Origin of the sequence: Paenibacillus sp. GCM10027626 (assembly GCF_042676285.1) — a bacterium.
In the GTDB taxonomy this organism is placed as follows: Bacteria; Bacillota; Bacilli; order Paenibacillales; family Paenibacillaceae; genus Paenibacillus_Z.
The window spans coordinates 705,806-718,955 of the sequence record NZ_JBHTHC010000002.1; the positions used below are offsets into that span (position 1 = coordinate 705,806).

Genomic DNA, 13,150 nt, shown 5'->3' on the forward strand with positions numbered 1-13,150 from the left:
GACCGTTAAAGGAGGACGTGGAATGGGTAAAATTACAGTATTGGACGAGCAGCTGGCAAACCAGATTGCCGCCGGAGAAGTCGTTGAGCGTCCTTCTTCGGTCGTCAAGGAGCTGCTGGAAAATGCGATCGATGCAGGGGGAACGGCAATAGATGTAGTCATTGAAGAAGGCGGCTTAAGCTTGATTCGGGTGACGGATAACGGCTCAGGCATCGAAGCCGATGATATGGAGACGGCCTTTTTTCGGCATGCAACAAGCAAAATAAAAAGCGATAAAGACTTGTTTCGGATTGCGAGCCTTGGATTTCGCGGCGAGGCGCTGCCGAGTATTGCGGCAGTATCGAAGGTGGAGTGCCTCTCTGCCGCAGATTCAAGCGGACTGGGCAAGCGGCTCGTGATTGAAGGCGGCGCTGTACAGGTGCTGGAGCAGGCGGGTGCGCCGCAAGGGACAGACATTGCCGTGAGGGATCTGTTTTTCAACACGCCTGCACGCTTAAAATATATGAAGTCCATTCAGACCGAGCTTGGACATATTGCCGATTATGTCAATCGGCTTGCGCTTGCTCATCCGGGAATAGCTTTTACTTTAAAACATAACGGCAATTCCCTGTTGCGCACACTGGGAAGCGGCGACAGGCTTCAAGCTTTTGCCGCGGTATACGGCTCAAGCGCAGCGAAGGCGATGATCGCAGTAGAAGGCGAGCATCCGGACTATGATTTGCGCGGCTATATCTCCAAGCCGGAGCAGACCAGAGCTAATCGCAATGGCATTACCATTGTCGTCAACGGCCGCTACATCCGCAGCTTTATTATGAATCAGGCGATTATGCAGGCCTATCACACGCTGCTGCCGATCAATCGTTATCCGCTAGTTGTGCTGGAACTGGGCATGCATCCGTCACTGCTGGATGTCAACGTCCATCCCTCCAAGATGGAGGTGCGCTTCAGCAAAGAAGCCGAATTGCGGGAGTTTATTGAGGAAAGCCTGAAGAAAGCGCTTGGAAAGCAGCGCCATATTCCCGGGCCGGCCCAGACAGAACGCTCGAAGCCGCTGTTCGTACAGGATCAGATCTCGTTCCATCGCCCCGACCCTGCAGAACCGCCACAAGCCAAAGTGGCAGGGGAAGCGGCCGCGGAGACGAGGGCGGGCGGAAATTGGAGCGGCGCAGGGACAGGCGGCTTTGCCTATAATGTCAGTAAGCCGGTTATACCGAAGGACACGGCTGAACGGCTTTATGCCCCTGCTCCGCCTATGGCTCCGCCAGCGAAAGATTCATATTACAATGACGCGCCAGCGACTGCTGAGGCGGTCAGAGAGACGGCGGCTGCAGCACCGCTAACTCCTGTACATGAGCAGGAGCAGCAGCAGCCCGATCAGCCGTCCGGCCCAGATCCGGTCCCGCCGCAGACGGCCGCTCCCGAGCGGGAACAGCATGGGGAGAAGTTTCCGGAGCTTTACTGGATTGGCCAGCTTCATGGCACTTATATTGTCGCCCAAAATGAGGAAGGGCTGTTTCTCATTGATCAGCATGCCGCGCATGAACGAATAAATTACGAGTATTATTTGGATAAATTCGGGCGGCCAGAGCAGGCAAGCCAGCAGTTGCTTGTCCCGATTACGCTGGAGTTTACAGCATCCGAGGCAAGCGCCCTGCGCAGCAAGCTGGAGCTGCTGGCAGATGCCGGACTTGAGCTTGAGCCGTTCGGGAGCAGCGCCTTCCTCGTGCGTGCTTGTCCGGAGTGGCTGCCACGCGGCGACGAGCAGGCAGTGATCGAGGAGATGACAGAATGGCTGCTGCAGGAAAAAGGCGCCGTTCACATCGGCAAATTGCGGGAGAAGTCGGCCATCATGTGCGCTTGTAAAGCGTCGATCAAGGCTAACGACCGGATATCCCGCGAAGAAGGGGAAACGCTGCTCGCAAGATTGGCCGCCTGCAGCCAGCCCTACACATGTCCGCACGGACGGCCGATAGTTGTACATATGACGACTTATCAGCTGGAAAAAATGTTCAAGCGGGTGATGTCATGATTATTACGACTGCGCCCAAGCCATCGCCCGAACTCATGCAGCAGGCGGCGCAATTAGGCGAGGAATTGGGAGCGCGCGTCGTCCCCCGCCGAAAAGAATCGCTCATCGGATTGAAACGAAGATACAATGATCATCGTCTACTTATAATAGACGCGCAAGGGCTGCGCTTTTATGGCGAGGATGACGCCAAGCCGCCGCTCTATTTCCATCCCAGCATGGCTTATGTCCGCATTAAGCGGATGCGCCGCGGCGAGCGGGACCCGCTTATTGAGTTGAGCGGCTGTCGGCCGGGCGACCGCGTCATCGATTGTACGGCAGGTTTAGGATCGGATGCGATTGTATTTGCTTACGCCGCCGGTGCGGATGGTCATGTTACCGCACTGGAGAGCGAGCCTGTGCTATGTGCCGTTGTCCGCGAAGGCTTGCAGCGGTACGAGACGATCCATGAAGATGTCAATGAGGCGCTGCGCCGCGTGGAGATGCAGTGTGCTGAGCATGGCGCGTTTCTGGCCGCACTGCCGGACAAAAGTGCGGATATTGTCTATTTTGACCCGATGTTTCGTCAACCGCTGCATGATTCCGCCGCACTGCAGCCGCTGCGCGGCGTCGCTAACCGGGCCGCACTGACGGAGCAAGCGGTGGCGGATGCAGTTCGGGTCGCGCGCAAATCCGTTGTCTTGAAGGAGCACCGCGAAAGTAGGGAATTTGAGCGGCTCGGTTTTGTGCGGCAGCATGTTAACAAAATAGCCTATGGAGTGATTAAGCTATCATGAGCAAGCAATTAGAGATGCCGGCAAAGCAAAAGCTGCTGGTGCTTGTCGGGCCGACGGCAGTCGGCAAGACGAGCGCCAGCATCGAGCTGGCAAAGGCGTGGAACGCGGAAATTATATCCGGCGATTCTATGCAGGTCTACCGCGGGATGGATGTCGGAACGGCGAAGATTCGGGCGGAAGAGATGGAGGGCATCCCTCATCATATGATCGATATTTGCGAGCCGGACCATCCGTTCTCGGTATCGGAGTTTCAGGAGCGCTGCCGCGCGCTGATCGCTGAGATTGCCGGCCGGGGCAAGCTTCCCATGATTGTAGGCGGCACCGGGCTATATGTGGAATCAGTCGTGTACGGCTATGATTTTTCCGAGGCGGACTCCGATGAAGCCTTTCGCGCGGAGATGCAGCAATTGGCCAGTACGCATGGCAACGAAATGCTGCTGGAAAGGCTGCGCGCTGTCGATCCGCAGTCGGCTGCGCGGCTGCACGTTAACGATCAGCGGCGCATCATCCGCGCGCTGGAGATATTTCATATTACCGGGCAAACCTTGAGCGAGCAGCTAAAAGGCCAGCAAAAAGAATCGCCCTATCATTTGTGCATGATTGCCCTGACGATGGAGCGCGCAAAGCTGTATGCGCGGATCGAGCAGCGCGTTGATGCGATGATGGCGGAGGGGCTTGTCCAAGAGGTGCAAGGTCTGCTGACGCGCGGCGTGCCGCCGGCTGCGATTTCCATGCAAGGGCTCGGATACAAAGAAATTGTCGGCTATTTGCAAGGGGAGTATGCGCTTGAGGCGGCGGTGGAGCTGCTCAAACGAGATACGCGCCGCTTCGCCAAAAGGCAGCTATCTTGGTTCCGGCATATGAAGGAAATTGAATGGGTTGAAATCTTTGAAAATTTTCATGAGAATTTAAAACCAATTCATGCTATAATAGCAGGAAAGTTTAAAGAGGATATTGAATATACTTCTAACCAATCTTTTTAGTGATGGGGGAAACGGATAATGAACAAGACGATCAACATTCAGGATACATTTTTGAACCAATTGCGCAAGGATAGTGTCCCGGTTACGGTATATTTGACCAATGGCTTTCAAATTCGCGGTGTTATTAAAGCATTCGACAATTTTACAATTGTTATCGATAGCGAAGGACGCCAGCAAATGGTGTATAAGCATGCGATCTCGACCTTTACGCCGCAGCGCAACGTATCCTTAATGCAGCAGGATTCAGGGAGCGAAGGATAATTCGCCGGCCGTTTTGAAACTTTTTTATTTTGTGTTGCGTTTAATTGGATAACGGCACGAAAGAGCAACCCGCTGCGTGCAGGGTTGTTCTTTTCGTTCTTGTGAGCGCGCCGTACGCTCATAGCTTGCCGATTAGACATAAAGAGCATAAATAGAGGCGGGATACAACACTCGTCAAGGCAGGAGGGGAGTCGGCTATGGCTGATGGACCAAACACTGGAAGAAGAAGCAGCAGAGCTGGCAATACGAGCAAGAAGAGCCCGAAGAAGGCTAAGAAGCGAATCAGCGGCAAAAAAGTTCTGGTATGGTTGTTTTTTACGAGTGCCTTTGCAGTTGTGTGTGGAATAATTGGATATTTGTTAATTGTATTGAATGGCGAGCGGATTTTGACGGAGAACAAAGATAAGTTCGTGATGGAGGAGCCATCCACCATTTACGACATCAATGGCAATGAGGTGGCCAAGCTCAAGCGCTTCAGCCGGGAAGTGGTAGAATATGAAGAGCTGCCCGAGCTGCTGCGCAACGCATTTATTGCCACAGAGGACCGCAGATTTAATGATCACTCGGGAATTGACTTTGTCTCGATCGGACGGGCGCTGGTGAAGGACGTCGTCGCGCGGAGCGCGGTTGAGGGCGGCAGTACGATTACCCAGCAGCTCGCCAAGAACCTCTTTTTATCGCATGACAAGACCTTTTTCCGCAAAGCGACCGAGGCTTCGATCGCTGTTGCCCTGGAACATCAATTTACGAAAGAGGAAATCCTGACAATGTACTTGAACCGGATTTATTTCGGTAAAGGCACTTACGGCGTCAAGGCGGCGGCCAAGTATTATTTTGACCGTGAGCTTAAAGATTTGGAAGTGTGGCAGATTGCGACGTTGGCGGGCACGCCGAAGTCGCCGAACAAATATAATCCGCTGGGCAATGCGGAGAAATCGAGGGAACGGATGGGCGTCGTGCTCTCCTTGATGCGGGAGCAGAACTTTATAACGGATCAGCAGGTCCAGGAAGCGAAGGCCGCCGCTGAAAAATATGTGCCGCCGGCCAAATCGGTAGAAGATGGCGGCAAACAAAAATATTTGGCCTTTATCGATTATGTCGTTGATGAGGCTGAGCAGCGCACAGGTTTGTCCGAGGAGCAGCTCAATCTCGGCGGCTACAAAATTTATACGACTTTGAATCCGCAGGCGCAATCGGTTATGGAGAAAGAGTTTGAGGATGAAAGCAACTTCGAACAGAGCGTCGACGATCAAAAGGTGCAAGGCGCGATGGTTATTGTTGATCACCGCAACGGCAACATCCAGGGGATGGTCGGCGGACGCGATTATGTAAATAAAGGGCTTAACCGGGTTCTTGTACCGCGCCAGCCTGGATCGGCCTTTAAGCCGATTGCCTCCTATGGACCGGCGCTTGATACAGGAGACTGGTTTCCATGGTCGACCGTAATGGATGAGAAGCGCTGCTACGGCAACTATTGCCCTAGCGATTCCAATCGCAATAAATTTATCGGTGCGATCGACATGCGCCGATCCATCAAGGAATCGCGCAACGCTTCGGCCGTATGGCTGCTGAATGAAATTGGCGTCAAGACTGGGCTCAAATTCGCCGAGAAGCTTGGCTTTGAGCTGGATGAGGCAAATGACCGCAATCTCGCCATTGCGCTGGGGGGGCTGACGCGCGGGGTGACGCCGATGCAAATGGCGAAGGCATACAGCGCTTTTGCCAATGATGGCCGGGAGGTAGACCCGCATGCGCTAATCCGCATCGAGAGCAAAGACGGCAAGGCGGAATATGAATATAATGCGCCGGCAGCGAAAAGGCTGATGAGCTCCGATACCGCATGGTATATGACAGATCTTTTGCGCGGGGTATTAGAGCAGGGCGGTACCGGTACAAAAGCGCGCATTGACCGTCCGGTCGCAGGCAAGACCGGTACAACGCAGCACGGCATTCCAAATTACAAATCGAGCAACAACCGCGATGCGTGGTTCGCTGGCTATACGGCGGAATGGACAGCAGTCGTCTGGATGGGCTACGACAAAACAGACAAAGAGCATTTGCTGAAGCAAAGCAGCTCGCAGTCGGCCGCAATGTTCAGCAAAGTTATGCAGGCGGCTATGAAAGGGATGCCGGTAAAAGGCTTTGATAAGCCAAACGGCGTGAAGGAGAAGAAGCCGCTCGCCCAGGTAACCGGGCTGACTGCTTCCTATAATGCGGACAAAAAGGGCGTCGATATATCCTGGAACCCTGTGGAAGGGAAAAATATTACCTATCGCGTATACCGCAAAGAGACCTCGGAGCAGGAAGCGTCTCGCCATCTGGATTCGCTTAGCGCGAATGGAACGACAGATTTAAGCATACAGCCGGGTATGGCTTATCAATACTATATAACGGCTTACGATGCGGATAACGATGTAGAGAGCACGCCTTCCGACCGATTGACCGTGCAGATTCCGGCAGAGGAGCTGGATCCGGTAATTCCTGACACTCCGGAAAATCCGGAGGATGGCACGAATGGCAGCGGCGATGGCGACTGGAGCCTGCCGCCGATTGACAGCGGCAATGGACAAGGCAATGGCACCGATAACGGCCAGGAGCAAGGCAACGGCCAGGGCAACGGACAAGGCAATGGCCAAGGCCAGGGGAACGGCAACGGACAAGGCAACGGCAATGGCTCGCCTGCGCAGCCGGGAAAAGGAAATGGACAAGGGAACGGCCATGGACAAGGCAACGGCAGCGGGTCTCATCCAGGTAACGGAAGTCCGGATCCGGGAACAGATCCCGGCAGCGGCAACAGTTCAGGAAATGGTGCTGTAGAGCAGCCGGATCCGGAAATGCCGGTCGAGGAAGTGCAGCCGCCGGATAACGGGATGGGCAATCAGGGAACAAACAGCGGCAATATGCAATCGTATGAACAACGGGAAGATAACAGGAGCGCTGCGAATTTCAGCAGCACTCCTGAACCGGTCGAAGTGAACCAATAGTGGAGGTAATAACATCATGGCGTTTAAGAAGGGTCTTCTGCTTGTAATGGCTGTTGCGCTAGTGATCGTAATGGCTGGCTGCGGCAAAAAAGAAAACGGAAATAAAGAAAATGCAAATAAAGCCGCTGACAACAACGACAAGCAAACCGAACAAAAAGTGTTGTCGTGGCCAAAGATGCCGGAAATGGCGATTGATGTAGAGAAAACTTATCTGGCAAAATTCAAAACGACAAAAGGCGCCTTTACGGTTGAGCTTTTTGCCAAGGATGCGCCGCAAACCGTAAACAGCTTTGTCTTTTTGGCCAACGAAAAATTTTATGACGGCATTAAGTTTCATCGGATTGTTGAAGATTTTATGATCCAGACCGGCGACCCGAAAGCGGATGGCACCGGCGGCCCGGGCTATAACATTCCGGATGAGCTGAACAACGGCCATAAATATGAGGATGGCGTCGTGGCGATGGCAAATACGGGGCAACCCAACACCGGCGGCAGCCAGTTTTTCATTTGTACAGGCCCGGTTGCGGGGGGCTTGAACAGCCAGCCGAATTTTACAATCTTTGGTAAAGTGAAAGATGGCATGGACGTTGTCAAAAAAATCGCCCAGACACCAGTAGAGGCAAATGGCAGAGAGATGAGCAAGCCTACGGAAGAAGTGAAAATCGAGACGATTGAGATTGAAGTACAATAATTCGTTATGAACGGGAGAGCGCCGATGCTCTCCTTTTTTCAAAATAATCAGCCGGTTTACCATCAGCGCTGGAGATAGAAGTTAAGATATGGTAAGCTTTTTTTTATAAGTCGGAATATACTAGTAGTATGTGGGGAAACACGCAACTTGCAGCCTGAGGAAAGCTCGATACTTGGTTGCGATTTTAACGGAAAGGTCGTTCCGTATGAAAAGAAAATTTTCAGACCGAGCCAATTGGCGGCGCATATTACGAAAAAGTTACACTTGTCTGACGATGAATGGCGATGAGTTCAAGGGAATTGTCACACTGTATCGTATTCATGAGTTGCGGGATCCGCTATGGAAGGAATACAATGGCCGCAAGCTTTGCCTGGCCGATCGCGGCTATTTGTGGATGCAGCATTTTCCCCGCGGAGAACAGTTTGTGGTGACGACAATGTTTGATGACAAAAATCGTGTTGTCCAGTGGTATATCGATGTATGTAAGACGCAAGGGCTGACGGATCAGCAGGTGCCGTGGTTTGATGATTTGTATCTGGATGTCGTCGTCTTGCCGACCGGGGAAGTATATTTGCTGGATGAGGATGAGCTGGAGGATGCGGTGCGTCAAGGCGTTATCAGCAATAAGGATGCGGCGCTTGCCCGCAAGACGGCTGGCAGACTGCTATCAGCAATTAAGAGCGGGCGTTTTCGCTACTTTACATTAAGCTTAAAGCATCGAAAAGCACTTGCCGCTCAGAATGGTGAGGTTAGTGAGTCATGAACAAGACCGTACAGCCGAATAACCGCGGATCGACCAAGAGAAGCGGAAGCAAGAAGGAAGTGAAGTCAGCCGGCACGGCAGCCAGGGCCACGCGTCCTGGCCGTCCCGCTGGCGTTTCCAAGACAGCCGCTGATAGCGGCAGCAGAAGCGCACCGGCAAAGAAGGCTGAACCAAAGTCGGTCAAGCGGCGAAATAAGCGATCGGGAGGCGGGAAGAGGCCTCTCTTTGCTCGTTTGCTTCGGCTTATGGCTTGGGTTTGTGCTTTCGGAGCATTTTGGTGCGCTTATTTATTGTGGACGATTAATAGCTATTCCCCTCCGAAGGAGCTGGCCAAGGCCGACGCTGCAATCGTACTGGGGGCGGCTTTGTGGAATGACGTGCCGAGCCCGGGGCTGAAGGAAAGGCTTGACCATGCTTACAAGCTGTACGAGCAGGGGGTTGTCTCGCATTTGATTTTGAGCGGCGGACTCGATTCCAATGGTGCTTCAATTACAGAAGCTGAAGGCATGCGCAATTATTTGGTTGAGCAGAAGGGAATGCCGCCAGAACGGCTCGTCCTCGAAGACAAATCGACGAGTACATATGAAAATTTATTGTTTAGCAAGCCTTTGGCCAAACTAAACGGGTGGAACAGCATCATAATTGTTACTCATGATTACCATGCTGTTCGCGCCGGAGAGATTGCGTCATTTATCGGCTATGAGAACACAGTTACAGCCGGTTTCAAGTCGCAGGTGCTGTCTGCCGCCCGCAATCAGTCCCGCGAAGTGCTTGCAATGACGAAGTGGAAGCTGGATGCTTTTTTGATGCTGATAGGCGTTCGTTCGACAGGTGCGCTATAGCCCTTTCATAATCAATCGTCTTCGCAAATCTGTTAATATGCCTTGTTCCGCTAGAATACATATGGAAAAGGCGCGCAAAGGACGGTTGCTGCAGATTGCAATCCGCTGTGCTGCGCTCAAATAGAGACGGATACGGGGGACGGGTGATGGAGCGGATGAATGAACGAATCGTGACGACTGGACAGACCGGGAGCTCGCGGCCGTCAAGGCAAATCAACGTTGTATTGCGCTCACAAGAAACGCACTCAGTTGGCGCCACTGCACAAGCGATCGAAAGTGAGCCTGCAGCTGTCAAATCGCCTGTGCCGGGAGATCCTTACAACGAAATCAGCCAAGAGCTGGAGCAGATGGTTGGACTGGATAATGTGAAACTGCTGGTCTATGAAATTTATGCTCTACTGCAAATAGCCAAAATGAGAAGTGAGGCAGGTCTTTCAAGCGGCTCGCATGTCTATCATATGATCTTTAAAGGCAACCCTGGCACAGGCAAGACGACGATTGCCCGGATTGTCGCCAAGTTGTTTAATAAGATGGGTGTGCTCTCCAAAGGACATCTGATCGAAGTGGAGCGGGCCGATCTTGTCGGGGAGTATATTGGTCATACGGCACAAAAAACGCGCGATCTTGTGCGCAAGGCGTTAGGCGGGGTACTGTTTGTTGATGAAGCTTACAGCTTGGCGCGCGGCGGTGAAAAGGATTTTGGCAAAGAGGCTATCGATACGCTTGTAAAGGCGATGGAGGATCATCGCAATCAGTTTGTGCTGATTTTAGCGGGGTACCCGCTGGAAATCGAACAGTTTTTGCTGACGAACCCGGGTTTGCCTTCGCGTTTTCCGATTCAGATTGAGTTCGCCGACTATTCGATCGACCAATTGATCCAAATCGCCGAACTGATGGCCAAGGAGCGCGATTATTGCCTGATGCCGCATGCGCTGTTCAAGCTTAGGCAGCACTTGATGGAGGAAAAAATGTCTGCTGTCTATTCCTTCAGCAATGCGCGCTATGTGCGCAATATCATTGAAAAGGCGTTTCGTCATCAGGCGGTCAGATTGCTGGGGCAATATCAGAGCAGTTCGCCGGGCAGACAAGAGTTAATGGCAATCCGCCCGGAGGATTTGAAATGGGATAAGTGATAATAGAAGGGAGCTTTCATTAAGCGGATGCGACAATCGACTTATGAGACAGAGGCTGGAATACCCGATCGCGCCATTTTGGTCAGCTTGGTGACGCCTGCGATTAAGCGCGGGAGTGCTGATCCGGAGCATTCGCTGCAAGAATTGGTGAGTCTTGCCGAAACGGCTGGCGTAGAAGTGTTGACGGCAATTACGCAGAATCGGGAAACGCCGGACACTCGCTGGTTTATTGGCAAAGGGAAAGTGGAGGAATTGCGGGCGGTTGCTGATGAGCTTGGGGCGACGACGGCTATCTTTGATCAGGAGCTTTCCGGTGCGCAGGTTCGCAATCTCGAGCAGGAGCTTGACTTGAAAATTATTGACCGCACTCAGCTGATTCTTGATATTTTTGCGCAGCGGGCCAAGACGAGAGAGGGGATCATTCAGGTCGAGCTGGCACAGCTAAGCTACTTGCTGCCGCGCCTGTCAGGGCATGGAAAAAACTTATCCCGGCTTGGCGGCGGCATCGGCACTCGCGGCCCGGGGGAATCGAAGCTGGAGATGGACCGGCGCCATATTCGCGATCGGATTGCCGATCTGAAGAGGCAGCTGGCAGAGGTTGTCCAGCACCGCAATTTGCACCGCGAACGCAGACGCAAATCGGGGGCGCTGCAAGTTGCGCTCGTCGGATACACGAATGCGGGGAAATCAACACTGCTAAGGGAACTGACCGATGCGGACGTCTATGTGGAAAATCAATTGTTTGCAACGCTTGATCCGACGTCGCGGGCATTGGAGCTGCCAAGCGGCAAAGAGGTCGTGCTGACAGACACGGTCGGCTTTATTCAAAATTTGCCTCATGATCTGATTGCTGCCTTCCGGGCGACGCTGGAGGAAGTAAATGAAGCGGATTTGGTGCTGCATGTCGTAGACAGCTCTTCGCCGATGCGCGATGAGCAGATGGCTGTTGTGGATCAAATACTTGGCGAGCTCGGCGCTTCCGGCACGCCGCAGATTATTTTGTACAATAAGATGGACCTCTGCGAGGGCGAACAGGCGCAATTGCTGCCTCATAGCGGCGAAGATACGCTGTTGATGAGCGCATTTAACCCGGAGGATTTGGAGCGGCTGCGGCAAGCGATTCAAAATAAACTGACGGGCGATACGCGCACTTTTGCTTTGCCGGCCGACAGAGGCGATCTGATCGCTCTGGCATACCGGATTGGCGAAGTAGTCGCGCAGGAGCTTGACGGCGGCACGATGCGTCTGAAGATCGAGCTGAACAAACATGATTATGAGGTGCATGGCTATAAGCTGCAGGCTTATACACAGCAGCATCAGTCCGAGGCACACTAATAGAGGGAGAGAAGAACAGCGTGACGGGGATGGAGCGAAGACAGCTAGGAAGCGACGGGCGTCCGGATTGGGACATCCTGCTGCAATGGGCGGATTCAGTAGAAGAACAGGTGCAAAGCGCTTTTCGCAGATTGGACAGGACGGCAGAACGCAATCAATGGAAAGTTATTCAAGCTTTTCAGAAGCATCGTGTAAGCGACTATCACTTCAACGGCTCGACAGGATATGGTTATAATGACCGCGGCCGGGAAGTGTTGGATGAAGTATTTGCAGACGTATTCGGGGCGGAAGCGGCGCTTGTCCGCCCTCATTTTGTGTCGGGAACGCATACGATCAGCTGTGCGCTCTTTGGTCTGCTGCGGCCTGGGGACGAGCTGCTTTACATTACAGGCCGCCCCTACGACACGCTGCATAAAGTCATTGGCGACCCGGGCGATGGCCGCGGCTCATTGCAGGATTTTGGCATCGGCTATGGCGAGGTCGCCCTCCTTCCGGATGGGGGCGTGGATTGGGAGCAGGTCGCCGAGCGGATCGGCGAACAGACGAAGGTGGTCGGCATTCAACGCTCGCGCGGCTATGACTGGCGCTCGTCCTTTACGATCGCACAAATCGCGGAAATGGTCGAGCGTGTTCGCAAGCTGAAGCCGGATGTGAAAATATTCGTTGACAATTGCTATGGGGAATTTGCAGAGCTGATGGAGCCGACTGAGGTTGGCGCAGATTTGATGGCAGGCTCCTTAATCAAAAATCCGGGCGGCGGCATAGCACCTACGGGGGGATATGTGGCCGGGACGCGCGAAGCGGTCAATCTGACCGCCTATCGCTTGACTGCGCCCGGGATTGGCGGAGAGGTAGGAGCGACGCTCGACACTTTGCGGGCGATGTACCAAGGGCTATTTTTGGCCCCGCATCTGGTAGGACAAGCGCTCAAAGGCAGTGTGTTCGCCGCGGCAATGTTTGAGCGCCTGGGCTTTATCAGCAAGCCGGGCTGGGACGAGCTGCGGACGGACTTGATTCAAGCGGTTCGCTTCAAAGAGCCGGAACAATTAATCGCTTTTGTGCAAGGCATCCAGCGCGCGGCGGCAGTCGATTCGCATGTCGTGCCTGAGCCATGGGATATGCCAGGCTATGAGCACCCGGTTATTATGGCTGCGGGCACCTTTATGCAGGGCGGCAGCCTTGAGCTGTCTGCTGATGCTCCTGTAAGAGAACCTTACATCGCGTATATGCAAGGCGGTCTTACTTATGCTCATGTCAAGTATGGAGTGCTTCATGCACTATCTTCATTAGCTGAACGTGAACTTATTGTTATAAAACCTTACGCCGATTGACATGTTTTGGCGCCGGGAGTAAAAT

General features: G+C 53.3%; 11 protein-coding genes. All 11 read left to right on the forward strand.

The features are described from left to right. The first annotated feature begins 22 nt into the window (after positions 1–22). The 11 genes from mutL to ACFQ0N_RS06965 all read left to right on the forward strand — a co-directional run bounded on the left by mutL (position 23) and on the right by ACFQ0N_RS06965 (position 13,125). Complete coding sequence (gene mutL / locus ACFQ0N_RS06915) at positions 23–2,029, forward strand: DNA mismatch repair endonuclease MutL (RefSeq protein WP_379324166.1); 2,007 nt, start codon at positions 23–25, stop codon at positions 2,027–2,029. Then, on the forward strand, positions 2,026–2,802 hold the full coding sequence (locus ACFQ0N_RS06920) for a class I SAM-dependent methyltransferase (protein ID WP_379324168.1): 777 nt from the start codon (positions 2,026–2,028) through the stop codon (positions 2,800–2,802). The genes mutL and ACFQ0N_RS06920 overlap by 4 nt, the downstream gene beginning before the upstream one ends. Continuing rightward, the gene (gene miaA / locus ACFQ0N_RS06925; RefSeq protein ID WP_379324170.1) at positions 2,799–3,785 is read left to right on the forward strand and encodes a tRNA (adenosine(37)-N6)-dimethylallyltransferase MiaA; all 987 of its coding nucleotides are present in this window, start codon (positions 2,799–2,801) and stop codon (positions 3,783–3,785) included. The genes ACFQ0N_RS06920 and miaA overlap by 4 nt, the downstream gene beginning before the upstream one ends. A gap of 18 nt (positions 3,786–3,803) precedes the next feature. Further along, the gene (hfq, locus tag ACFQ0N_RS06930; protein ID WP_379324172.1) at positions 3,804–4,046 is read left to right on the forward strand and encodes an RNA chaperone Hfq; all 243 of its coding nucleotides are present in this window, start codon (positions 3,804–3,806) and stop codon (positions 4,044–4,046) included. Positions 4,047–4,243: 197 nt separating this feature from the next. Next, positions 4,244–7,030 carry a transglycosylase domain-containing protein gene (locus ACFQ0N_RS06935; RefSeq protein WP_379324174.1) on the forward strand — a complete coding sequence of 929 codons (2,787 nt, stop codon included), beginning with the start codon at positions 4,244–4,246 and terminating at the stop codon, positions 7,028–7,030. A 16-nt stretch (positions 7,031–7,046) separates the two neighbouring features. After that, entirely contained in the window at positions 7,047–7,721 is a 675-nt protein-coding gene (locus ACFQ0N_RS06940; protein ID WP_379324176.1) for a peptidylprolyl isomerase, read from the forward strand. Between the two features lie 205 nt (positions 7,722–7,926). Then, positions 7,927–8,484 carry a ribonuclease FAU-1 family protein gene (locus ACFQ0N_RS06945; RefSeq protein WP_379324178.1) on the forward strand — a complete coding sequence of 186 codons (558 nt, stop codon included), beginning with the start codon at positions 7,927–7,929 and terminating at the stop codon, positions 8,482–8,484. Further along, positions 8,481–9,326 carry a YdcF family protein gene (locus ACFQ0N_RS06950; RefSeq protein WP_379324180.1) on the forward strand — a complete coding sequence of 282 codons (846 nt, stop codon included), beginning with the start codon at positions 8,481–8,483 and terminating at the stop codon, positions 9,324–9,326. Before ACFQ0N_RS06945 ends, ACFQ0N_RS06950 begins: the two co-directional genes overlap by 4 nt. Positions 9,327–9,481: 155 nt before the next feature. Further along, entirely contained in the window at positions 9,482–10,459 is a 978-nt protein-coding gene (locus tag ACFQ0N_RS06955) for an AAA family ATPase (protein WP_379324309.1), read from the forward strand. A 27-nt stretch (positions 10,460–10,486) separates the two neighbouring features. Further along, entirely contained in the window at positions 10,487–11,794 is a 1,308-nt protein-coding gene (gene hflX / locus ACFQ0N_RS06960; protein WP_379324182.1) for a GTPase HflX, read from the forward strand. A 29-nt stretch (positions 11,795–11,823) separates the two neighbouring features. Beyond that, a complete protein-coding gene (locus ACFQ0N_RS06965; protein WP_379324311.1) occupies positions 11,824–13,125 on the forward strand; it encodes a methionine gamma-lyase family protein in 1,302 nt (433 codons plus the stop codon). The last annotated feature ends 25 nt before the right edge of the window (positions 13,126–13,150 follow it).